Genomic DNA, 22,575 nt, shown 5'->3' on the forward strand with positions numbered 1-22,575 from the left:
CCTTGATTGTATTTGATACAGCGTATGGAAATGCACAGGGCGTTATGGTATCGATGAGTAACGTCTGACTGTTCATATTGCCGTTTTGCCGGAGGTACTGCATGTTCCGCGTTTTCTGGGCCGTTCTTTCCTGTCTTGGTTTTCTGACATTGCTTTCATCTCCCTGTGCGGCTTTGGAACTGGACGGGCGTTTCGACCGTCTCAACACGAAACACGGCCTCTCCCAGTCGCACGTGCTGTGCATGATCCAGGATTCCGTGGGCTTCATCTGGATAGGCAATTACACCGGGCTCAATCGGTATGACGGCAAGAGCGTCAAGATTTACAAACACGATCTTGACGATGAACACTCTCTTTCCGACCACAATGTCCGTTCATTGCTGGAGGACTCCAAGGGCAGGCTCTGGGTGGGGACCAAGACCGGCGGACTGAACCTTTTTGACCGTTCCACGGAAACATTCCGGCACTTTAAGCACGATCCTTCGGATCCGGACAGTCTGTCCGGCAATTCCGTGCGCGCTCTGTATGAGGACTCCCGGGGCCGGATATGGGTGGGCACCTTTGACGGCCTGAACCGTTTCGACCCGGAGACCGGCACATTCACTCATTACAAGCATGAACCCGCGGATCCCAAATCCCTGAGCAGCAACGAGGTCCGGGCCATCCGCGAGGATGCGGACGGGCACTTGTGGGTGGGCACGGAAAAGGGACTGAATCGTTTTCATCCCAAGACCGGCACCTTTACCCGTTTTCTTCACGTTCCCGGAGATTCGCGGTCCCTGCGCAACGACGTGGTGCTGAGCCTGTTTGCGGAAAAACCGGGCGAGCTTTGGGTGGGCACAGAAGAGGGCGGGCTGAGTCTGCTCGATATGGAAACCGGTGCGTTCCGCCATTTCTTGCGCCCCATCGAGGTGGATTCCATCTACAAGGACAGCCGGGGCGTTTTCTGGGTGGGTACGGAACAGGGATTGGCGCGCCGCGCTCCGGGCGATTCCGGCCAGGGGCCGTGGCGTTTCGACTTTTTCCGGCACAACCCCTACGACCCCAAAAGCCTGCCCGACAACGAGGTGCGCGTCATTTTCGAGGATCATTCCGGGGTGTTGTGGATCGGCACCTACGGCAACGGCGCGTGCCGGGTGCCGCCCAAGATGCAGGCCTTCGGGCTGTACCGCAACAAGCCGTGGGACAGGAACAGCCTCGCAGGACCCGTGGTGCCCACAGTGTGGGGCGGCAAACGGTATCTTTGGATCGGCAACCTGAACAGCGGTCTTAACCGTGTGGATCGGTCCTCCGGCGAGATCAGGCATTTTTCCAAGGCAAACGGTGCGTTGCCCACGGACAAGATCAATTACATCTGCGGCGGGACCGATGATTTGCTCTGGGTGGGCACGCTGGATGCCGGGCTGCTGGCGCTCGAGCGCCCGAGCGGGCGCATCAAGGCCGTGTATCGCCATGAGCCGGACAATCCACGAAGCCTGAGCATGGACAACATCTGGTACGTGTTGGAAGACAGCCGCGGCGACATATGGGCGGGAACCAGCAAGCGGGGGTTGAACCGGCTGGACAGGTCCACCGGGATCGTGACCCGCTACCTGCACAGCGACGACGATCCCGCCAGCTTGAGTCACAACCGGGTGCGCAACATCTACGAGGATTCACAGGGGACGATCTGGGTCGGCACCAACGGCGGGCTGAATCGGTTCGATCCCGACATCGACGGGTTTACGCATTGGCGGTCCGATCCGGATAATCCCAATGCCCTTTCCAACGACCGGGTAACGCCCATCGTGCAGGACGTGGACGGCAAATTGTGGGTGGGCACGGACATGGGCCTGAACCGGCTGGATGACCCGGAAAAGGGTATCTTTTCGCGTGTGACCATGGCGGACGGACTTGCCAGCGACGCGATTCAGGGCATGCAGCTGGATGCGGACGGCCATTTGTGGGGCAGCACGTTCAAGGGATTGTTTCGGCTTGATCCGAAAACACGGGATATCGTGACCTTTGAAGCTCCGGACGGACTGCAGGGCAACGAATTCTGGATGGATGCCTATACCACCACCGAAGACGGGGCCATGGCCTTTGGCGGCACCAAGGGACTCACAATTTTTCATCCCGACAATGTGCGAACCAACACGACGCCTCCGCCCGTTGTCATCACCGGGTTCAAGATCATGAACAAGCCCGCCAGGCTGCCGAAGAGCATCACCTGGACAAAGAACATCACCATATCCCACGAGGACAGTTTCTTTTCGTTTTCCTTTGCGGCGCTGGATTATCACAACCCCGAGGAAAATCATTTCCAGTACATGCTCGAAGGTTTTGACAGGGAGTGGGTGGATGCGGGCACGTCCAACGTGGCCACCTATACCAACTTCGACCACGGCCATTACGTGTTTCGGGTCCGTGCGGCCAACAGCGACGGCGTGTGGAACGAGACGGGTGCCTCCGTGGAACTGGTCATCACTCCGCCCTACTGGAAGACATGGTGGTTTCGGGTGCTGTTCCTCGGTGCGGTTTTTGTCACGGGGTATTTCATTTTCCGGCGGCGGGTGCGGGCCATTGAGCAGCAGCGCAAGACCCTGATTCAGGAAGTCGACGCCAGAACCGAGGATTTGCGCCATGAGGTCGAGGAGCACAAGAAGACCATGGGCGAGCTGCGCGAGGCCACCATTGCCGCGGAGGAGGCCAACACTTCCAAGAGCGTGTTCCTGACCACCATGAGTCATGAGATCCGGACCCCGCTCAATGCCATCATCGGCACTGCGGACCTGTTGACCGAGACCGACATGAGCAGCCAGCAAATGCGCTATGTGGAATTGCTGCAGTCCTCCGGGGAAACCCTGCTGGCCATCATCAATGACATTTTGGACTTTTCCAAGATCGAGGCCGGGCAGGTGCATCTGGAGAACATTCGCTTCCGCCTGCGGCAGGAAGTGGAAAACGCCGCGACGACATTGAGTGCGCACGCCGGGAGCAAGGGGTTGGAATTGTTGTGCCGGGTGGCACCGGATGTGCCCGACACCGTGCAGGGAGATCCCACGCGCCTGCGGCAGGTGTTGCTGAACCTGTTGTCCAACGCCGTGAAATTCACGGAATCGGGTGAAGTCATGGTGGACGTGGCTCCGGCCCCGAACGACGAGGGCGGCGACATGCTGCTGTTCACGGTGCGCGACACGGGCGTGGGCATTGATCCGCGCAAGCTCGATTCCGTGTTCGACGTGTTTCATCAGGCGGACAGCTCCACCACGCGCCGGTACGGCGGCACGGGGCTTGGGCTGGCCATCTGCCGGCGGCTCGTGGGGCTCATGGGCGGCCGCATCTGGGTCAGCAGCGAACCGGAAAAAGGCTCGGTTTTCAGTTTCACGGCCCGCCTGTCCGAAGCACCGCCGCTGGGCGCGGCCACGGTGCCCGACCTTTCGAACATGCTGGTACTGGTCGTGGACGACAACGCTTCCGGGCGTGGCGTTTTGCGAGAAATTCTCGAGTTGTGGGGTGCCGAGGTGCGCGAGGCTTCCAATGCGGAAAAGGCCATGCAGGAACTGCAGGGGAGCGGTACGCGATCATTCGACATCCTGTTCGTGGATCAGCTCATGCCCGGCAAGGACGGCATTGCCCTGACCCGCTCGATTCGCGATTCCGGCGACGGTACGCCCGTGGTCATTCTTTCTCAGGGATATCTGGATTGTTCGTCTGTCCTGAAGGACATGCAGCAGGTGACCTGCTGTCAGAAGCCCTTGAAAAACAAGGATCTTGTGCGGTCTGTTGCCGTTGTTCTCGGGCAGCCTTCCGAAACCGGGAGCGGTGCGGAAAAACCGGATAACGTTCTGCCTCCCATGCGCATCCTCGTGGCCGAGGATAACCCCTCGAACCGTGAAATCGTGCGCCTGTTCCTTTCCGATTCCCCGGTGACCGTGGATATGACCGAAAATGGGGAACAGGCCTTGAAACGGTTGGAGCAGAACCATTATGATGTCGTGCTCATGGATATGGAAATGCCGGTCATGGACGGCTACGAGGCCACCACGGCCATACGGGCGGCCGAAGCGCAGGACTCCATGCGTCCCTACACGCCGGTGGTGGCGTTGACTGCCCACTCCTTTGCCGAACATCGCGACCGTTGCCACAAGGTTGGGTGTGACGACTATCTGGTGAAGCCTGTCAAGAAGGACACCTTGCGCGATGCCCTGTTGCGCTTTGCGCCCGCAGCATCGGGGCCTTCGGATACTGCAGGCAGCACCGGATCCGGGGAGAATCCCGCGATGGATGCGGACGCCACTGTGTACGAGGTGGTTCCGAAGATTTTCCGGGATCTCATTCCCCGTTTTTTGACCCACTCCCTTGATGATTGCCGGGATATGGAAACCGCATTGTCCGCAAAGGACTATGAAGAGGTTCGCCGTCTGGGACACAAGGTGGGTGGTGCGGCCTACGGGTTCGGCATGACGCGACTGGGCAAGACCTGCAAGCTTGTTGAGACATTGGCCGAAGCCAAGGATGATCTTGCCCTGCGCAAACTGGTGGCCGAACTGTTTTCCTATTTTGACAAGGTCGAAGTATCCTTTGAATGACCCATAAAAAAACGACAAATGCAAAAAAAAAGCCGGGGACCCTGCATGGGGCTCCCGGCTTTCGTGTTTTCCTGTGGTCGGAATCAGTCTTCGAACACGGCTCCGGTTGCCGCGGACGTGACCTGGCGAGCATAGCGGCGCAGGAAGGGAGAGTTCACTTCCTTGACCACCGGCTTCCAGTCCGCCCGGCGCTGTTCCAGTTCCGCTTCGTCCACCAGCAGCTCGATGCTGCGTTCGGGAATGTTGATCTCGATTTTGTCGCCGTCCTGCACCAGACCGATCAGCCCGCCTGCGGCAGCTTCGGGGGAGACGTGGCCGATGGCTGCGCCGCGGGTGCCGCCCGAGAAACGGCCGTCCGTGATCAGGGCCACGCTGTCGCCCAGTCCCATGCCTGCGATGGCCGAGGTGGGGGTGAGCATTTCGCGCATGCCCGGGCCGCCCTTGGGACCTTCGTAGCGCACCACGATGACGTCGCCCGGCTTGATGTCGTTGTCCAGAATGGCTTTTACACACTCCTCCTCGGAATCGTAGCAACGGGCCGAGCAGGTGCGGTGCATCATTTCCGGGGCCACGGCAGACTGCTTCACGCAGCAGCCCTGCGGGGCGAGGTTGCCGTAAAGGATGGCAATGCCGCCTTCCTTGCCGTAGGGCTCGTCAATGGGCCGCACGATGCCGGTGTCCCTGTTGACGGCTTTCATGTCTGCGAGGTTTTCGCCCACGGTCTTGCCGGTCACGGTCATGACGTCCAGATGCAGCAGGTCCTTTTTGGCCAGTTCGGTCATGACGGCCGGAATGCCGCCTGCGCGGTCCAGGTCTTCCATGTGGTGCGGCCCGGCAGGCGAAAGTTTGCACAGGTTCGGGGTTTTGCGGCTCACTTGGTTGAAGATGTCCAGTCCGAGGTCGAGGCCCGCCTCCCGGAACAGGGCGGGCAGATGCAGCACCGTGTTGGTGGAGCAACCCAGGGCCATGTCCATGGTCACGGCGTTGTGCACGGACCGTTCGTTGACGATGTCGCGGGGCTTGATGTCCTTTTCCAGCAGGTCCATGACGCGCATGCCGGCCTGTTTGGCCAGGCGCACGCGTCCGGCCATGACAGCCGGAATGGTGCCGTTGCCCGGCAGGGCCAGCCCGATGGTTTCGGAAAGACAGTTCATGGAGTTGGCCGTGAACATCCCGGAACAGGAGCCGCAGGTGGGGCAGGCAGAATGTTCCAGTTCGGAAAGTTCGTCTTCGGTCATGGTGCCGGCCTTGACCCTGCCCACGCCTTCAAAGACGGTGATCAGGTCTGTTTTGCCGCGGTCGCCCGCCAGCATGGGGCCGCCTGAAACCACGATGGCCGGGATGTTCAGGCGCAGGATGGCCATGAGCATGCCGGGTACGATTTTGTCGCAGTTGGGTATGCACACCAAGGCGTCGAAGGGGTGCGCCGTGGCCATGATCTCCAGGGAATCCGCGATGATTTCGCGGCTGGGCAGGGACATTTTCATGCCCTCGTGGTTCATGGCGATGCCGTCGCAGACACCGATGGCCGGAAATTCCACGGGGGTTCCCCCGGCCATGCGCACGCCGTCCATGACCGCCTGTGAAATCTGTCCTAGATGCACATGGCCCGGCACGATTGCGTTGGCTGCGTGGCAGACGCCGATGAGCGGGCGGTTCATTTCCTCGCGGGTGAGCCCGGTGGCATGCATCAGGGAACGGTGCGGGGCCTTTTCCAGCCCTGCGGTCATTTTCTTGCTTCTCATTGGTGAACACTCCTTGTTTTCTGAGCCGAGAGTTGAATCGGGATTGGTGCGGATGTCAAGCGGCAAGTGGCCTGCGGCCGGTGCGTATGTGCAGCGTGTGTCAGGATTTCGGCAAAAAATCATTTCACCGTGACATGTTCCGCGTATCGTAATGATAGAGAACGTGTGACCGGAGGATGAAGATCATGAAGTTTGGCATACCGTGCCTCATGTTTTTGACTGTTCTTGTTTTCCCGGCCTTTGCAGGGGACATGCCCGGACCGGACGCCGCGGAATTGTGGACCTATGTCACGGAAATCGAGCCGTACGGCGAATGGGGCCAATGGCCGGATCATCAGGACATGCAGCCCGGACGCTCGCCGCACGGTCCCCTGCACGTGATCCGCGTCAACGACGCGGCCCTGACCAAGGGGCACCCCAAGCCGTCTGGAGCGATTGTGGTCAAGGAGAATTTTTCTTCGGAAAAGGAATTGATGGCAATAACCGTGATGTACAAAGTCAAGGACTACAACCCCATGGCCGGGGACTGGTTCTGGGTCAAGTACTCCCCGGACGGAACCGTGCTCAAGGAGGGCAAGCCAAAGGGGTGCATTGCCTGCCACGGAGCGCGGGCCGATGAAGATTACATCATGGTTTCCGATTATTGATTGTGGACGGCTGTTTTGGACGGGTCCTCCTCCCCTGCCGAAAATAGCCTGGAAAAAGCGGCCGTTCCGGCCGCTTTTTTTGTGCCCGTGCGCAGGGTGAAACCGCAACGGAAAAGAGTTGTCGGACCTGTAACACAAATGTAACACTTTTCCTGTAACGCGGTTGTAACGATTGTGGTAGGGGTGCGCACGCAGGCTGTTTGCCCGCAATGAGTCCCATTCGGGAAAAACCGGTTTCGTTCATGGATGGCATGGTATGAGATTGCGTTCCTTTCAAGTCCGTCTGTTGCTGTGGGGTTGGGCAGTGCTGCTGCTGGCCCTTGCCGCCGCGTTCTACTATTCTTCCACCCTGGTCGGTTCGGAACTTGTCCGCGAAACCGAGACGCGTTCCTGGAAACAGCTGGAAACCGTCAAATGGCTGCTCGAAGAGCACGAGTCCTTTGCCGGGGAATGGGCCATGGACGAATGGGCCAAGACCCTGGCTGCAAAAATGGGCAGCCGCATCACCTACATCAAGGGTTCCGACGGCCGGGTCATTGCGGATTCCGAGGTGCCGTTCGGCCAGGTTCCGGAAATGGAGAGCCACGACAACAGGCCCGAAGTGGTGGCCGCCCGGGAAGACGGCAGGGGCATGAACCTGCGTCATTCGCACACGCTGGGCAAGGACATGATCTATGTTGCCTGCCGCGTTTCCCGGGCAGGGGGAATGCCCGCGGGCATCCTGCGCGTGGCTGTCCCGTTTTCCATTGTCCAGGCCCGGCTCGATTCCCTGCGCATCAATTTTCTGTGGATATTCCTGACCGTGCTGCTGTTGGCCGCCGGAGCGGGCACATATCTTTCCCGCAACGTGGGCCGCTCCATCCGGGCTTTTTCCGAGGTGGCCCGCCAGATCGGCGAAGGCAACTACTCCATGCGGCTGCGCGCCTCGCCCGGGGGGGAATTCCAGCCCCTTGCCCGTTCGGTCAATGCCATGGCCAAGCGCATTGAAAAGCATATCCAGACCATTGATGAACAGCGCGGCCAGTTGCGCGCCATGTTCGAAGGCATGAACGAGGGTGTCATGGTTCTGGATGCGGACGGGCGCCTTGTCGCCTACAATTCCGCGCTGGACGAAATGATCTCCATGCCCGGGACGGCCGTGGGCCGCACGCCTATCGAGGTCTGCCGTCGGTACGAGGTTCAGGAGGTGGCGGACCAGTTGCTGGCCGAGGGCGGCCCGGACAGGGCCATGGCCGAAATCGAACTCATGGACGGTCGCACCGTAGACGTGAGCGGCGTTCCCTACTATGAAAACGACGGGGCCAGAAAGATCATACTGGTTTTCCATGACATCACGGTTATCCGACAGGCGGAAAAGGGGCTTCGGGATTTCGTGGCCAATGCCTCGCACCAGTTGCGCACGCCGCTGACCAGCATCAAGGGATATTCCGAAACTCTGCTGGACAATCCTCCGGCAAAGTTTGAGGATGCGCGCAGTTTTTTGGAGATAATCGTCAAAAACTCGGATCATATGAACAAGGTCATTTCCAGCATGCTGGCTTTGGCCAAATCCGAACAGGTTGGCAAGGCCCTGCAGGTTTCCCCGGTATCCGGGCGTGATATCTTCTCGCGGGCGCTGGACGATCTGACGCCGCTCGGACATGAGCGGGGTATTGATTTTTCCGTTTCCATGCCGGACGATGATCCGCTCATGGTCATGGGTGAACCGGACGGCGTTTTGCACGTGTTTCACAATCTGATGCAGAACGCTGTCAAATACAGCCCGGATAACGGGTGCATAACGGTCGAGGCAAAAAAACAGGACGGGTTCGTGGCCTTCTGTGTGGAAGATCAGGGGCCGGGCATATCCAAGGAACATAGTCTCAAGGTTTTCGAGCGGTTTTACCGGGTCGATGAAAACACCATCGACGGGCATGGCAGCGCCGGGCTGGGGCTGGCCATCTGTCGCCGCATCGTGCAGAACCTCGGGGGCGAAATCTGGCATGACGGCTATGGCGAGGGTGCGCGGGGGGCGCGGTTCTGTTTCCGCCTGAAAACACCTGCGTAATCCTGATGTGATTTGGTTGCCGTCCCCCAAGGAGGGGGCTTGATGGACGTATACGATCTTTTCTTTTATCTCTCGCTATTTGCGGGATTCATGATGGCTTTCAACCTGGGGGCCAACGACGTTGCCAACTCCATGGCTTCGGCCGTGGGAGCCAAGGCCATTACGGTGCGTCAGGCGGTGTTCATCGCCGGTGTGCTCAATTTTGCGGGCGCGGTTTTTCTGGGTTCGCACGTCACGGCCACGGTCAGCAAGGGCATCATCAACGCGAGCTCCATTGATCCGAAAATAATGATGATCGGCATGTTTGCCGCGCTTCTGGCTGCCGCCATCTGGGTGCTTCTATCCACGTTGACGTCGTTGCCGGTTTCATCGACCCATTCCGTGGTGGGAGCCATCGCGGGCATGGGCATCGTGGCCGGGGGCATGGACGTGGTCAACTGGCTCAAGATGGGCGGCATCGTTCTTTCCTGGGTCATTTCACCGTTTTTTGCCGCGGCAATCGGTTTTGCGGTCTTTTCGCATGTCCGGCGTTACATCCTGTACAAGAAGCATTTTATCCTGCAGGCGCGGCGATGGGCCCCGTTCTGGGTGGCGCTCACCGTGTCGCTGGTGGTGCTTTCCTTTTTGTACAAGACGCCCATCGGCAAGAATCTGCATCTGCCGTGGGCCGTTTCTCTGGGCGTGGCCGTCGTGCTGGCGCTCTGTACGTGGGCCGGGGCCCGGATCTGGGCCGGGCGCGTGGTCAAGGATGTGGAAGAGGGTGCCGAGGGCGTGGAGCGGGTTTTTCGCAAGATGCAGGTGGGAACGTCCTGCTACGTAGCCCTTTCCCAGGGTGCCAACGACGTTGCCAACGCCATCGGTCCTGTTGCCGCAATTTACATGATCGCCAAGGACCATGTGCTGCTGGGCAAGGCCGAAGTGCCCATCTCCATGCTGATTCTGGGCGGCGTGGGCATTGCCGTGGGTATCAGCCTGCTGGGGCACAAGGTCATGGCCACGGTGGGCAGCAAGATCACCACCCTGACCAATACGCGCGGCTTTGCCGTGGACTTTGGCGCGGCCAGCACCGTGCTGGTTGCCTCGAACCTCGGCCTGCCGGTTTCAACGACCCACGCGGCCGTGGGCGCTGTGGTGGGCGTGGGCCTGGCCCGCGGGTTCAGCGCCGTGGATTTTCGCGTGCTGGGGCGCATCGTGATCTACTGGTTGCTGACTGTGCCCATTGCGGCCTTGACAAGCATCGTCATATTTGAGCTTTTGAAATGGATGTGCCTCTAGGCGCGAAAACATATACGGAGTCCTGCCATGTTTTTGAAAATTCCCTTTTTCGGACTGATCGCCAAGCGTTCGCCCATGGACGGCCTTGTGGAGCATTACGACAAGATTTCCGAGTGCGTGGCCACCATTGATGAATCTCTTGAGTGTTATGTTTCCGGTGGCGTGTGTCGCGAGTTCGAGGAACTGACCAAAACCATCGACACCATCGAAAACCATGCGGACAAGATCAAGCGGAACATCCGCAACCATCTGCCGCGCGGCCTGTTCATGGCCGTGGATAAAAGCACATTCCTCAATTATACGAAATTTCAGGACAATATCCTCGACGCCGCACAGGATGCCCTGCATTGGCTGGGTATGCGTCCCGTTGCCATCCCCAATGAATTCCAGAAGGAACTCATCAACCTGCTGGACAGCGTGCGCCACGCCACCGAACTGCTTGGGCCGGCGCTCAAGTCCACCATCGGCCTTGTGCACGGCGAATCTCTGGACCGCTCCGGCACCAAGGACTGCTATCGCAAGGTTCGCCACGAGCGGGAGACCATCCGCAAGGCCGCCAACAAGCTGCAGGGCAGGATTTACAATTCGGACATGGATTTCAAGGACATCTATCAGGTGATACACTTCATCGACTGCTTGGGCGACATGGGGCATAACTGCGAGAACTGCGTGGACTGTTTGCGCAACATGATAGCGCGCTAGCCTTACGGCTGCCGATAGCGGCGTGACTGCGTCGTCGATGCAAAAAGACCAACCCCTCGCGTACGTTTTGTACGCGTCGGCCTTGGTCTTTTTTTTTCTCCTAGCCCTCGCTTGCTCTCGCCAGCCTTGCGAATTGAGGGGGCACCCACGCTGCGCGGCTTCGGTTTGGAACTCGCCGAATCAGCCGAAAGGGAATCGGGGCGGTCGCGGTTCTGGTGTCCGATTTTTTATCGCGTTGTTTCCGGTGGTTGTGGAAAAAATTGCGCTTCATGCCGCATGTGTTGCCGAAAGCCTGTTGCCGCCGGGCCGTATTTGCGGTAAATCGTTCTCCTTATGCATGAAATGTCAATAGTCCAAAGCATTTTGGCGATACTCAAGGATGAAATGACCAAGCGGGATATTCCCCGACTCAAGCGTGTGGTTCTCAAGAACGGCGCCTTGGCCGGAGTGGTGTCCGAATCCATGGAATTCTGCTGGACGGCCCTTGTGCCGGGCACCGAGTTCGAGGACACGGTGCTGGAATTGAGCGAAATTCCCCTGAAGCTGCGCTGCGGAGAGTGCGGCGAGGAATTTTTTCCGGAAGATGTCCGCTATACCCCGTGCCCCAAATGCGAGGCGGTCATTGGCCACGATGTTTTGGAGGGGAAGGAACTGTATATCGATTTCGTGGAACCCGCCGAGGAATAGGGCGGCACAAGGAGCCTGCAATGAGCATGGAAGTTCCCATCGTCAGAAATGTGCTGGAAGCCAACGACCGCATAGCCGAGGAACTGAAGAACACTTTCAGGGAAAAAGGCATTCTGTGCCTGAATCTCATGAGTTCCCCGGGAGCGGGCAAGACCAGCCTGCTGGAACGCACCCTGACCGACCTCAAGGACGAGTTCGGCATGGCCGTGGTGGAAGGTGATCTGCAAACCGATAACGACGCCCGCCGCGTGGCCGCCACTGGTGCGCAGGCAGTTCAGGTCAACACCGAGGGCGGCTGCCATCTGGATTCCGGCATGGTGCTGGATGCCATCCGCTCCATGGATCTGGACAATATCGACATCCTGTTCGTGGAAAACGTGGGCAACCTCGTGTGTCCGGCGGAATTCGACGTGGGCGAGGACTACAAGGTCACGCTGCTTTCCGTGACCGAGGGTGACGACAAGCCGGAAAAGTACCCCCTCATGTTCCACCTGTCCGCGGTCATGTTGCTGAACAAGACCGATCTTTTGCCCTATGTGGACTTCAGCCTCGACAATGCGGCCAGGCATGCCAAGGCCTTGAACAAGGATATCAAGGTCATGCCCCTGTCCTGCCGCAATGGCGAAGGGCTTGACGATTGGTACGAATGGCTGCGTGCCAAACGAGCGGAAAAGAAGTAGATTCTTGGAATGTGATTATTGCGCCCCGCACGGCTTGCCGTGCGGGGCTTTTTTTGGGCGAATAATCCGTCCTTTTTTTCGTCATTTCATCCCTTTTCATGCGTGAATTTTGGGCGTATGCTGCGCCCATGTCGTTTCCGAAAGACCTACCCTTCGAGGATGTGCTGGCCTCCATTGCCGATGGCGTGTTCACCGTGGATACGGATTGGAACATCACCTATTTCAACGAGGCGGCCGAGCGCATCACCGGGATTCCTGCCGAAGAGGCCCTGGGCCAGAAGTGCTGGGACGTGTTTCACTCCAGCCTGTGCGACGGTTCCTGCGCCCTGCGCGAATGCGTTGCCAATTCGGGCGTGATTTCCTGCAAGTCCATATTCATCGTGCGGCCGGACGGGCAGAAGGTGCCGGTGTCCATTTCCGCGGCGCCCCTGCGCAATGCCGACGGCGAAATCGTGGGCGGCGTGGAGACCTTCCGCGACCTGACGGAATTGCAGCTCATGCGCCGCAAGGTCGAGGAGCACTACAGCTTCGAGGACATCGTGGGCCGCAGCGAGGCGCTGGACAAGATTTTCCGTATCCTGCCGCAGGTCAGCCGCAGCGAAGCAACCGTGCTGCTCTTGGGCGAATCCGGCACGGGCAAGGAGCTGTTCGCCCGCGCCGTGCACAACCTGAGCACACGGCGCGAAGGACCGTTCGTGGCCGTGAACTGCGGAGCACTGCCGGATACGTTGCTGGAATCCGAACTGTTCGGGTACAAGGCCGGGGCCTTTACCGACGCCAAGGGCGACAAGCCCGGGCGTTTCGAGCTGGCTGCCGGGGGCACCATTTTTCTGGACGAGATCGGTGATCTGCCCGCCAAGTTGCAGGTCAAGCTGTTGCGCGTGTTGCAGGAGAAGGTTTATGAGCCGCTGGGCGGGGTCAAGCCCGTGCCGTGCGACGCGCGCATCATTGCGGCCACCAATCGTGATCTGGAAACCCTCGTGGCCGAGGGAACCTTCCGGCAGGATCTCTATTACCGGCTGAATGTGGTCACCCTGCGCCTGCCGCCGCTGCGGGAGCGGCGTGAGGACATTCCGCTTTTGGTGAATCATTTCATACGCGAATATAACACGTTGCAGGACAAGAACGTGCAGGGCGTGTCCGAAGACGTCATGGCGCTTTTGCTGCGGCACGATTTCCCCGGCAATGTGCGCGAGCTGGAAAACATTCTCGAGTTCGCCTTCATTTTGTGTAGCAACGGCTTCATTCAGCTGGAACACCTGCCGGACAGCATCCGGCCGCTCAAATCAGCGGACGTGCTGGCCGAAGGTGTGGGCGGCACGCTGGAGGAAATCAAGTGCCGGGCCGTGCTGCAGGCTTTGGAGCGCAACGAGGGCCGCAAGATGGCCACCTGCCGCGAACTCGGCATTTCCAAGGACACCCTGCGGCGCATGCTGCAGCGTTGTGCGGAAACCGGAGCGGAAACGGGCGCAGAATAAGCCTTCGTTTTTTCTCAAGGCGAAGTCTGCGCCGTTTTTTTCGGGGCAAGAAAATTTTATTTGTCTGTAATTATTGATTTTATTGCGTTGGCACATTGTGTGCTTTATGGAGGTGTCCGTCGCGACAACCCGTGGCGGAGCAAAAGCTTATGAATGAAAAACAACTCGTTTGCCTGGCCTGTTATGAAGATCGTCTTGCTTCCGTGTTCGACAACGCGGACGAGTTTCGGTTTTATCAGGTGGACGAGGACGGAATTTGCCCCGCAGGTCACCTATCCCTTCCCTCAAAGGACCCAATGGACAGGACATCCGCCATACTGGCCTGCGGGGTAACAACTCTTGTATGCGGCGCCTTGTGCGGCCGCACTGAACGACAGCTTGTCAATGCTGGTATCGCCGTCCGCCCGTGGGTCAGGGGCGGCGTCGAGGAAGTCCTCGACGCCTTTGTGCGAGGCTCCATCGAGTCTCTGGCCATGCCCGGGTGCCGTGCCGCGAGAGGCGACGCGACCTGGCCGGGAATGGGTCGTTGCCGCTCCGGCAATGGTTTGGGACGGCGCCGGGGAGCCGGTTTGCAGGGTGCAGCCGGTTGCCGGGCGGGCGGCGTACTCAAAAAGAAAATGAACGGGGGTAACTGATGAAAATAGCAATCAGCAGCACCGGACCGGACCTTTCCGGTCCCATGGACGCACGTTTCGGGCGCGCTACCGGTTTTGTGATCTACGACACAGAGACCGGCGAGCACGAATACGTTGATAACGAACAGAATCTGACCCTGCCGCAGGGCGCGGGCATCCAGTCCGCACAGAACGTGGCCGCCACCGGGGCCAAGGCCGTGATCACCGGCCACGCCGGTCCCAAGGCGTTCAAGGCTCTGGAACACGGCGGCATCGCCATGTATCTCGGCCAGGGCGGAACCGTGCAGGAAGCCGTGGACGCATTCAAGGCCGGCTCCCTCGAGGTTGCACAGGGTCCGGACAAGGAAGGCCACTGGTAATGGGTAAAAGGGGTTTGACAACCCCGCGTCAGTGATTATTTCCCGTTACACAACGGCCTTGGCCGGAATTTCAATATCAGGAGAATCATCATGAGTGACTCATGCGGTAGCTGTTCATCCGCCCAGGGCGGCGGATGTTCCGGCGGCGGATGTGCCGAAAGTCCCGAGGAACTGAAACTCAAGAAAACCCTTGGCCGCATCAAGCATAAGATCGTGGTCATGTCCGGCAAGGGCGGGGTGGGCAAGTCCACCGTTGCCACCAATATTGCCGTGGCCCTTTCGCAGGCGGGCAAGCGTGTCGGTCTTCTGGACGTGGACGTGCACGGACCCAGCGTGCCCCGACTCCTGTCGCTGGAGGGCCAGCAGCCCCACATCGGCAGCGAGGTCATCGAACCCATTTCCTGGAGCCGCAACCTGTGGGTCATGTCCCTCGGTTTCATGCTGCCCAGCAAGGAAGACGCCGTAATCTGGCGTGGTCCGGTCAAGATGGGATTGATCAAGCAGTTCGTGCAGGACGTTGCCTGGGGCGATCTGGACTACCTCATCGTGGACTGCCCTCCGGGCACCGGCGACGAGCCGCTTTCCACTTTGCAGACCCTCGGTCAGGACGCCCATGCCGTGGTCGTGACCACCCCGCAGGGCGTGGCCGTGGATGACGTGCGACGTTCGGTTTCCTTTGTGCGCCAGCTGGGCAACCCGCTGGTGGGCATCGTGGAAAACATGTCCGGCTTTGCCTGTCCGGACTGCGGCGCTGTACACAACATTTTCAATTCCGGCGGCGGTGAAGAGCTCGCCAAGGAAATGGGCACCAAGTTCCTGGGTCGCATTCCCATCGATCCGGAAGTTGCCCGCTCCGGCGACGAAGGCTTCCCGCTGGTCAAGGTGGATCACGATTCCGCCACGGCCCAGGCCATGAATGCGGTCATCAAGCACATGCTTGATCTGGCCGACGCATTGCAGGAGAACAAAGAAATGCCCAAGGTCGATGAAGTGAATTCCGAAAACGGTCGAGTCCGTATCGCCATTCCCGTGGTGCAGGGCCAGTTGTGCATGCATTTCGGCCATTGCGAGCAGTTTGCCATGGTGGACGTGGACTCGGAGCTCAAGTCCATCATCTCCACGCATTTCGAAACGCCGCCGCCCCATGAGCCGGGTGTGATTCCCGCATGGTGCGCGGACCAGAAAGTCAATCTGGTCATCGCCGGGGGCATGGGGGCCAAGGCCCAGTCCATGTTCACGGATCGCGGCGTGCGCGTGATCACCGGCGCCCCGTCCCTGGAGCCGGAAGCCGTGGTCAAGCAGTATCTGGACGGATCGCTGGTCACCGGCGCAAACACCTGCGACCACTAAACGAATACAAGGCATAACCGACATGCCTCCATTCCCAGACGGGGGACGCGGTCCGAACGACCGCGTCCCCCTGATTTTTTGTGGCCATTCGGCGTGAACAGGCGTCCGTGCTGGCCGCAGGCGCTTTTCGCGGAAAACCGGCATTGACAGGAGCGCGTTCATGCTGTTGTCTTGCCGGGCCATGAAAATCATACACAAACTCTTTCGCACACCGGCCGCGCTTCGCGGGCTGGTGCAGGCCGCGTTCACGCTGTTCTGCCTGTACGTGGGCTGGACCTTTTTCTGGTTCGTAAGCTGGGCCAGAGGCGCAAGCCCGGATTTCGTCCCCCGTCCGCCGGCCGTGGAGGCTTTTTTGCCCATCAGCGCGCTCATGGGGTTGAAACGGCTGGTCATGACCGGACAATGGGACCCGGTGCATCCGGCCGGACTGGCCATTCTGGTGGCCGCATTGGTCATGAGCTGGCTTTTCCGCAAGGGTTTCTGCGCGTATGTCTGTCCCGTGGGTTTCATTTCCGGCCTGCTGGAAAAACTGGGCAGGCGCATCGGCCTGGCCCGCACCCCGCCCCGCTGGCTTGCTGTGCCCCTGCACGGCCTCAAGTATCTGTTGCTTGGCTTTTTCCTGTATACCACCTTCTTCGGCATGAGCCTGTTCGCTGCCGAGCGGTTCATGCGCTCGTCCTACAACATCACGGCAGACGCACGCATGCTGGATTTTTTTCTGCATCCCTCTGCCGCGGCCCTGACCGTGTTGGGAGCGCTGCTCGTGCTGTGCATTGTCTGGCGCAATTTCTGGTGCCGTTTTCTGTGTCCCTATGGCGCACTGCTGGGGTTGGCCGCGTTTTTTTCCCCGCTGGGAGTGCGGCGTGATCCTGCGACCTGCGTGGATTGCGGACGGTGTTCACAGGCTTGTCCCATGGGCATTCCCGTTCATGAGCGGATCTCCGTGGGCTCGCCCGAATGCATCGGCTGCGCCGAATGCGTTGGTGCATGTCCTGTTCCGGACTGTCTGAACGTGAGCGCCGGCCGTCGTCGTTTGCCGTTCTGGATCGTTGTCGCTGGCTGTGTTGCCGTGTTGCTGGGAGTCTGGATTGTGGCACGTGTGACCGGGCATTGGGACGCGGCAATGCCGCAGGACATGCTGCGGCGCATGTACTCCATGCCTGCTGCCGGTTTCTGATCCGGGCATAGGTTATAACTGGCGTCCGTCCGGTTTTGGTGTATTATCATCCCATGATGAAATACGTTTTGCGTGGGGGGGCGATCATCGCTCTTCTCATTTTTCTTTTCAGCACGGCACAGGCCGCCCCGGTTCGTGTCGTCTTCATCCCCAAGGCCACCATGCCGTTTTTCTGGCAGGTAATGGAACGGAGTGCCCGACATACAGCGGAACGGCTGAACGTGGACCTCGTCTGGCGCGGGCCGCGAAACGAAATCAATCTGTTGGCCCAACGAAAGTTGCTGACCCTCTATACCCGGACCCCCGGGACAGATGCCATTGTCCTGGCCCCGTCAAGTCTCGACGATCTCAATCCGGAGATAGCGGAGGCCGCCGAGGCGGGCATCAAGATCGTCGTGGTGGATTCGCCTTCCTCCTCGCGTCATGTTTCGGCTTTCATTGCCACGGACAACTATCATGCCGGGTACAAGACCGGCGAATACATGGCCGCAAAGGTTGGTCCGGACTCCACCGTGATGATCATGGGGTACGTGAAGGGAAACGTATCCACGGACCGGCGTGAGAAGGGTTTTCGCGACGCCATGAAGGCTCGGGCACCCGGAGTGACTCTGGTTTCCAGCCATTGCGAAAAGGGGCTCTACCGGGTCTGTGCACAGGCCGCGCTTGCAGGGCTCAGGAAATACAAGGATCTTGCCGGCGTATTTGCCGTCAACGAGATTTCGAGCGTGGGGCTGGTGGAAGCGCTGGGCTATCATGAAGGCACCCGCCCCGGGACTGTCGTGATATTCGACTACAATCAGCGCCTCGAGGATGCGCTCAAGGATGGAAGCGTGGATATTCTTGTCGCCCAGTCGCCGGAAACCATGGGCAGGCTCGGTGTGCAGACGGCCCTCGACCTCGTGGAAGGGCGCTGCGTGGAGGCGGTGAAGCGATGTCCCGTGCTGTTTCTCGACCGTGAAAGCGCCACGGAAGATGTTTTGAAGACCCTTCGCCTTGAAGGGTTCAGTGGTGTGGAGGCATCGCCCCACATCATGGGAATCAATACCCCGACCCCTTGACTTCCCCTTGCGTCCCTGCTTGAACAAGGCAATACTTGAGATATGCGCGTGTCCGGAACTGTCCGCCATGCGCACTTTTTGACCCTACCCCTGATGCCGTGCGGCCGAGGAGAAACCGGATGTTCGTTGGACTGAAAATGTTGCGCGATTTCGAAACCGTGACCCCGCAAACCCTGGTCAAGGATGCTCAGAAGATTCTTGAAGAGAGCAAGCTGTGGATGCTGCTCGTGGAAGACGGGGACGACCTTGTGGGCTATGTGCGCAAGGAAGACATCACCGGCGCACTGCCGAGCATGGTCACCTCGCTGGAAAAGCACGAGATCAGCTTTCTCATGAGCAAACTGACCATTGCAGAAATCCTGCGCACGGACATCAAGAAGGTTGCCCCGGAAACCGAAATCGAGGCCGCCGCGGACATGATGCACGAGATGAACCTGGCCGGGCTGGCCGTGGTGGATGAAAACGACGGTCTCATCGGTTACATCAACCGCAGCGTGATGCTCGACGTGCTCGTGGAGGGCATGGGCTACCGCGAGGGCGGCAGCCGCGTAGCCATGGAAGTGGAAGACCGCCCGGGCATGCTCTACGAAGCCGCCGGAATCATCGCCAATCTCAAGTTTTCCATTATTTCCGCGTCCACGTTCCTTTCCGGCGACAGCCGCCTGCTTGTTTTTCGCATTGCCGCCGATGACACAGCCCCGGTTGTGGAGGCCCTTGCCGGACGCGGGTTCAAATTGGTGGATTCCTCGGATTTTCAGGAAAACTGGCGATAGCCGTGTCCTTCGACTGGATCGACGAGGATCGCCTGCCGCAGTTCGCGCCCGGCGAGCAACTGCTGTTGTTCGGGGCCGGGCAGGGGTGCGTGGAGCTCCTGCAGTGGCTGGCCGAATTCGCTCCGCAAACCATCGTGACTGCCATTGCGGACAACGACAATTCCATGTGGGGCCGCAGCCTGCAGGGGTATCCGGTCATTGATCCCGCCACCATTGCGGAGCACGAATTTTCGCGCATCGTCATCACCACCATTTCCGGCGAAGACCCGGTTTCCGCACAGTTGCGGGCCATGGGCCATGAGCCGGGCGAGCATTTCTGTGCGGTGGGCAGGTATCCCACCAATCATCTGGGCAATTTCAATATTCTGTTGGAACTGGACCGGGCCTGCCCGTTTCTGAATCCGGGCTCGCGCATCCTGCATGTGGGGCCGGGCGGGTTTCTCGGTTTGGAATGCAGCCTGTACGCGCTCGGGCATGAACCGTGCAGCATGGACGCGTATGCCTTCGGGGTCAGCTATCCGGACGTGACCGAACGCATGGACAAATACCGCGGCACACGTGACGCCCTGTTGCAAACGCCGCAGGCCAAGGACGTGCCGGATGCCGCCGAACGTTTTGATTCGCTTTTTTCCGAGCGGGGCGGGCGGATCATGCTGGACGAACAGCGCATGCCCTATGTTGCCCCGGCGCGGTTCAGCTCCCTGCCTTTTGACGATGCCAGCCTCGACGTGATCAGCTCGTTTGCGGTGCTGGAGCATGTGCGCTCCCCGGAAAACGTGGTGCGCGAGTGCCGCCGCGTGTTGCGGCCGGGCGGCGTGGCCGTGCAGCGCATCCTGAGCCGCGACCACCGCTCCTTCGGTCAGGTCGCGGGGTATCATCCGGCCAGTTATCTGGACCATTCGCCGCAGGAATGGGAAGCCGTGAACACGGACAAGTTTTACCAGAATCGCGTGCTGCCCGAAGAATGGCGCGACCTGTTTGAACAGGGCGGCTTGCGCGTGGAGTTTTTCCGCACCCTTGGCCAGTATCATTTCAGCGACGAGGAACGTGAGCGGCTGCATCCGGATTTCGCGCATGTGGCCGAGGCAGGGGTTGTTTCCGTCAACTGCGATATGGTCGTCCGCAAATACGAGAACGGATAAAGGGCCGATAGCTTCGTTGCTGCGAAAAACGCAGTCCCTCGCGTATGGAGGAATACGCGTCGGCCCTTATGCCCTTCGGACGGAGCAGGGCGCTGCCCTGCACCCGCAAGGGACACGTCCCTTGACCCTTTTCTGCCGTTGCATCCTGCGGATGCAGCGGCGGGTTTGTACTTCAGGAAAGTTTTTCTTCCTTTCTTCACAATGCACCAGCGGCCCGGTTTGCCATGCAAACCGGGCCGCTCGCCAAAAAGTTTTGGAGATTCCAAAGAACCTTTTTCAAAAGGTTCTTTGGCCGCCGGCGGCATCTTCCCGCTTTTTCTTATACGCTTACGCCAGCCTGATCAAAGGTGGCCATGTTGTTGTATATGGCGGCGGCGGCGCGCAGCAGGAACATGGCGCAGGCCGCGCCGGTTCCCTCGCCGAGCCGCATGTCCAGATGCAGCAGCGGCGTGAGGCCCATGGCCTGCATGGCTCTGGCATGGCCGGGTTCGGCCGAGGCGTGGGAGAGCACGCAATAGTCGGCTACAGCCGGGTTCATGCGCCATGCAGCCACGAACGCGGCCGTGGAGATGAAACCGTCCACGCAGATGGCCTGGCGGTTGTGCGCACCTTTGAGGATCATGCCGGTCAGGGTGGCGATTTCCAACCCGCCCAGTGCGGCAAGGATGCGCAGGGGATCGCCGGATTCCACGGCGTCGCGGTTGGCGTGCAAACCGTCCCGCACCACCTGCGCCTTGCGGCGGACCATCTCGGGCGGCGCCCCGGCTCCGGGCCCGGAGACGTCCTCGGGGTCGAGGTTCAGATAAGCGCAATACAGGGCTGTGGATGGTGTGGTGTTGCCGATGCCCATTTCACCGGTTCCCAGCGTGCGCACGCCGTCCGCAAGGGCCGAGTCCGCGAGCTTGGCGCCCAGAAGCAGAGCGTCGAGGCATTGCTCGCGGCTCATGGCCGGACCGTGCGAAAGGTCGGCCGTGCCCGGGGCGATCTTGTTGCGTATCAGTGCCGGATGAGCCGGGAAATCATCGCCGCAGACCCCGGCGTCCACCACGCGCAGTTCGGCGTTTGCCGTGGCTGCCAGCGCATTGATGCCCGCGCCGCCGTTCAGAAAATTGAGGACCATCTGCCGGGTCACGGCCTGCGGGGCCGCGCTTACGCCCTGGGCCACCACGCCGTGGTCGCCTGCCACCGTATAGATGCGGCACGGGTCGGGCGCGGGCGGATTGCCGTTGTTGATCAGGAACAGTTGCAGGGCCAGTTCCTCCAGTCTGCCCAGGCTGCCCTGCGGCTTGGTCAGGTTGTCCAGGTGTGCCTGTCCGGTGGCGGCAAGCGTGCTGTCCACGGGACATATGTCGTTGATTATGGATTGGATTCGTTGCATTGCTTTTGTCCTCGGCAAGTGTGCACGTTGCCGGTCTGTTTGGTTGTGTGTTATCTCCCGCGCATGGAACATGCTGTCATTCATGCCAATTGCCAGGGCGAACCGCTGTTGGAACGCCTGCTGGCCTGCCCGGAATTCGCGGCCCGTTACCAGTGCGAAGTGTTCGTCAATTACGTGCGCCAGCCCATTCCCGAAGGCACGCTGGAACAGTGCGGCCTGTTTTTGTATCAGCACCTTGGTTCCAAATGGGAGGGGCTGGCTTCGGACCGCTTGCTGGAGCGCGTGCCGGACTCGGCGCGCACCCTGTGCATTCCCAACATGTTTTTTACGGGCTACTGGCCCCTGTGGTCGGGCGAGCCGGGTTTCAATTACCGGGATTCCCATCTGGATGCGCTCATTGATGCCGGACTGTCCGCGGAAGAGGTGCTGACCCTTTTCCTGCGGGGTTCCCTGTCATCGCGTTTTGATCTCGGCAGACTGCTGCGCGAGACCCTGGACAGGGAGCGGGAGCGGGAAGCGCATACCCCGGTGAAATATGTGGACGTCATCGAGCGGGATTTCCGTTCGGAACGGCTGTTCAATACCGTGAACCATCCCGGCTCGAAATTGCTCAACCATGCGGCCACGGAAATTCTGAAGCAACTGGGATTCGAACCGCCGGACATGTCCGGCATGTCTGACCCGTTTCCGGAATTCGAGCAGCCCATTCACCCGCAGGTGGCAGCCTTTCACAAGCTGTCCTTTGTGGACGCGTCCACGGAATACAACGTCTATGGCTGCCGGAAAACGTTTGTCCAGTACGCAGCCCGATACGTGGAAGCGCGGCTTGCCGGGGTCACGGACTTTATTGAGTATCTCGCTTCCTGCTGAT

The 22,575-nt window shown here is 59.8% G+C and carries 18 protein-coding genes; 16 read left to right on the forward strand and 2 right to left on the reverse strand.

What is annotated here, in order from left to right:
• Positions 1-101 precede the first annotated feature (101 nt).
• Positions 102-4,571: a hybrid sensor histidine kinase/response regulator gene (locus tag F8A88_RS00475; protein ID WP_151148976.1), complete on the forward strand. Its 4,470-nt coding sequence runs from the start codon at positions 102-104 to the stop codon at positions 4,569-4,571.
• A gap of 83 nt (positions 4,572-4,654) precedes the next feature.
• Here the strand turns inward: F8A88_RS00475 and ilvD are convergent, their stop codons facing one another.
• Positions 4,655-6,316: a dihydroxy-acid dehydratase gene (gene ilvD / locus F8A88_RS00480; RefSeq protein ID WP_151148977.1), complete on the reverse strand. Its 1,662-nt coding sequence runs from the start codon at positions 6,314-6,316 to the stop codon at positions 4,655-4,657.
• Positions 6,317-6,501: 185 nt separating this feature from the next.
• Here ilvD and F8A88_RS00485 point away from each other — a divergent pair, with 185 nt between their 5' ends.
• From F8A88_RS00485 to F8A88_RS00550, 14 genes are all read left to right on the forward strand, one after another.
• A complete protein-coding gene (locus F8A88_RS00485) occupies positions 6,502-6,963 on the forward strand; it encodes a cytochrome P460 family protein (RefSeq protein ID WP_161598284.1) in 462 nt (153 codons plus the stop codon).
• A 256-nt stretch (positions 6,964-7,219) separates the two neighbouring features.
• The gene (locus tag F8A88_RS00490; RefSeq protein WP_151148979.1) at positions 7,220-9,010 is read left to right on the forward strand and encodes a sensor histidine kinase; all 1,791 of its coding nucleotides are present in this window, start codon (positions 7,220-7,222) and stop codon (positions 9,008-9,010) included.
• 42 nt (positions 9,011-9,052) lie between these two features.
• Positions 9,053-10,285, forward strand: a complete 1,233-nt coding sequence (locus F8A88_RS00495; protein WP_151148980.1) for an inorganic phosphate transporter — start codon at positions 9,053-9,055, stop codon at positions 10,283-10,285.
• A 27-nt stretch (positions 10,286-10,312) separates the two neighbouring features.
• Positions 10,313-10,987 (forward strand): DUF47 domain-containing protein, encoded by a 675-nt coding sequence (locus F8A88_RS00500; protein ID WP_151148981.1) that lies wholly within the window; start codon positions 10,313-10,315, stop codon positions 10,985-10,987.
• A 342-nt stretch (positions 10,988-11,329) separates the two neighbouring features.
• A complete protein-coding gene (locus tag F8A88_RS00505; RefSeq protein WP_338325271.1) occupies positions 11,330-11,674 on the forward strand; it encodes a hydrogenase maturation nickel metallochaperone HypA/HybF in 345 nt (114 codons plus the stop codon).
• A 20-nt stretch (positions 11,675-11,694) separates the two neighbouring features.
• Positions 11,695-12,354: a hydrogenase nickel incorporation protein HypB gene (gene hypB / locus F8A88_RS00510; protein WP_151148983.1), complete on the forward strand. Its 660-nt coding sequence runs from the start codon at positions 11,695-11,697 to the stop codon at positions 12,352-12,354.
• A gap of 128 nt (positions 12,355-12,482) precedes the next feature.
• Positions 12,483-13,832, forward strand: a complete 1,350-nt coding sequence (locus tag F8A88_RS00515; protein WP_151148984.1) for a sigma-54 interaction domain-containing protein — start codon at positions 12,483-12,485, stop codon at positions 13,830-13,832.
• 149 nt (positions 13,833-13,981) lie between these two features.
• Positions 13,982-14,467 (forward strand): NifB/NifX family molybdenum-iron cluster-binding protein, encoded by a 486-nt coding sequence (locus F8A88_RS00520; RefSeq protein WP_151148985.1) that lies wholly within the window; start codon positions 13,982-13,984, stop codon positions 14,465-14,467.
• Positions 14,467-14,826 carry a NifB/NifX family molybdenum-iron cluster-binding protein gene (locus tag F8A88_RS00525; protein ID WP_151148986.1) on the forward strand — a complete coding sequence of 120 codons (360 nt, stop codon included), beginning with the start codon at positions 14,467-14,469 and terminating at the stop codon, positions 14,824-14,826. The genes F8A88_RS00520 and F8A88_RS00525 overlap by 1 nt, the downstream gene beginning before the upstream one ends.
• Positions 14,827-14,916: 90 nt before the next feature.
• Positions 14,917-16,176 (forward strand): iron-sulfur cluster carrier protein MrpORP, encoded by a 1,260-nt coding sequence (locus tag F8A88_RS00530; protein ID WP_151148987.1) that lies wholly within the window; start codon positions 14,917-14,919, stop codon positions 16,174-16,176.
• A 160-nt stretch (positions 16,177-16,336) separates the two neighbouring features.
• Entirely contained in the window at positions 16,337-17,353 is a 1,017-nt protein-coding gene (locus tag F8A88_RS00535; protein WP_151148988.1) for a 4Fe-4S binding protein, read from the forward strand.
• A 53-nt stretch (positions 17,354-17,406) separates the two neighbouring features.
• Positions 17,407-18,411 carry a substrate-binding domain-containing protein gene (locus tag F8A88_RS00540; protein ID WP_151148989.1) on the forward strand — a complete coding sequence of 335 codons (1,005 nt, stop codon included), beginning with the start codon at positions 17,407-17,409 and terminating at the stop codon, positions 18,409-18,411.
• 119 nt (positions 18,412-18,530) lie between these two features.
• Positions 18,531-19,184, forward strand: a complete 654-nt coding sequence (locus F8A88_RS00545) for a CBS domain-containing protein (RefSeq protein ID WP_151148990.1) — start codon at positions 18,531-18,533, stop codon at positions 19,182-19,184.
• Positions 19,185-19,186: 2 nt separating this feature from the next.
• Positions 19,187-20,326, forward strand: a complete 1,140-nt coding sequence (locus tag F8A88_RS00550) for a class I SAM-dependent methyltransferase (protein ID WP_151148991.1) — start codon at positions 19,187-19,189, stop codon at positions 20,324-20,326.
• 319 nt (positions 20,327-20,645) lie between these two features.
• On the opposite strand, the gene cobT is transcribed toward F8A88_RS00550, so the two are convergent.
• On the reverse strand, positions 20,646-21,704 hold the full coding sequence (gene cobT, locus F8A88_RS00555; protein WP_151148992.1) for a nicotinate-nucleotide--dimethylbenzimidazole phosphoribosyltransferase: 1,059 nt from the start codon (positions 21,702-21,704) through the stop codon (positions 20,646-20,648).
• 63 nt (positions 21,705-21,767) lie between these two features.
• Between cobT and F8A88_RS00560 the strand changes: the two genes are divergently transcribed.
• Entirely contained in the window at positions 21,768-22,574 is an 807-nt protein-coding gene (locus F8A88_RS00560) for a WcbI family polysaccharide biosynthesis putative acetyltransferase (protein WP_151148993.1), read from the forward strand.
• Position 22,575 lies beyond the last annotated feature (1 nt).

Origin of the sequence: Pseudodesulfovibrio senegalensis (assembly GCF_008830225.1) — a bacterium.
In the GTDB taxonomy this organism is placed as follows: Bacteria; Desulfobacterota; Desulfovibrionia; order Desulfovibrionales; family Desulfovibrionaceae; genus Pseudodesulfovibrio; species Pseudodesulfovibrio senegalensis.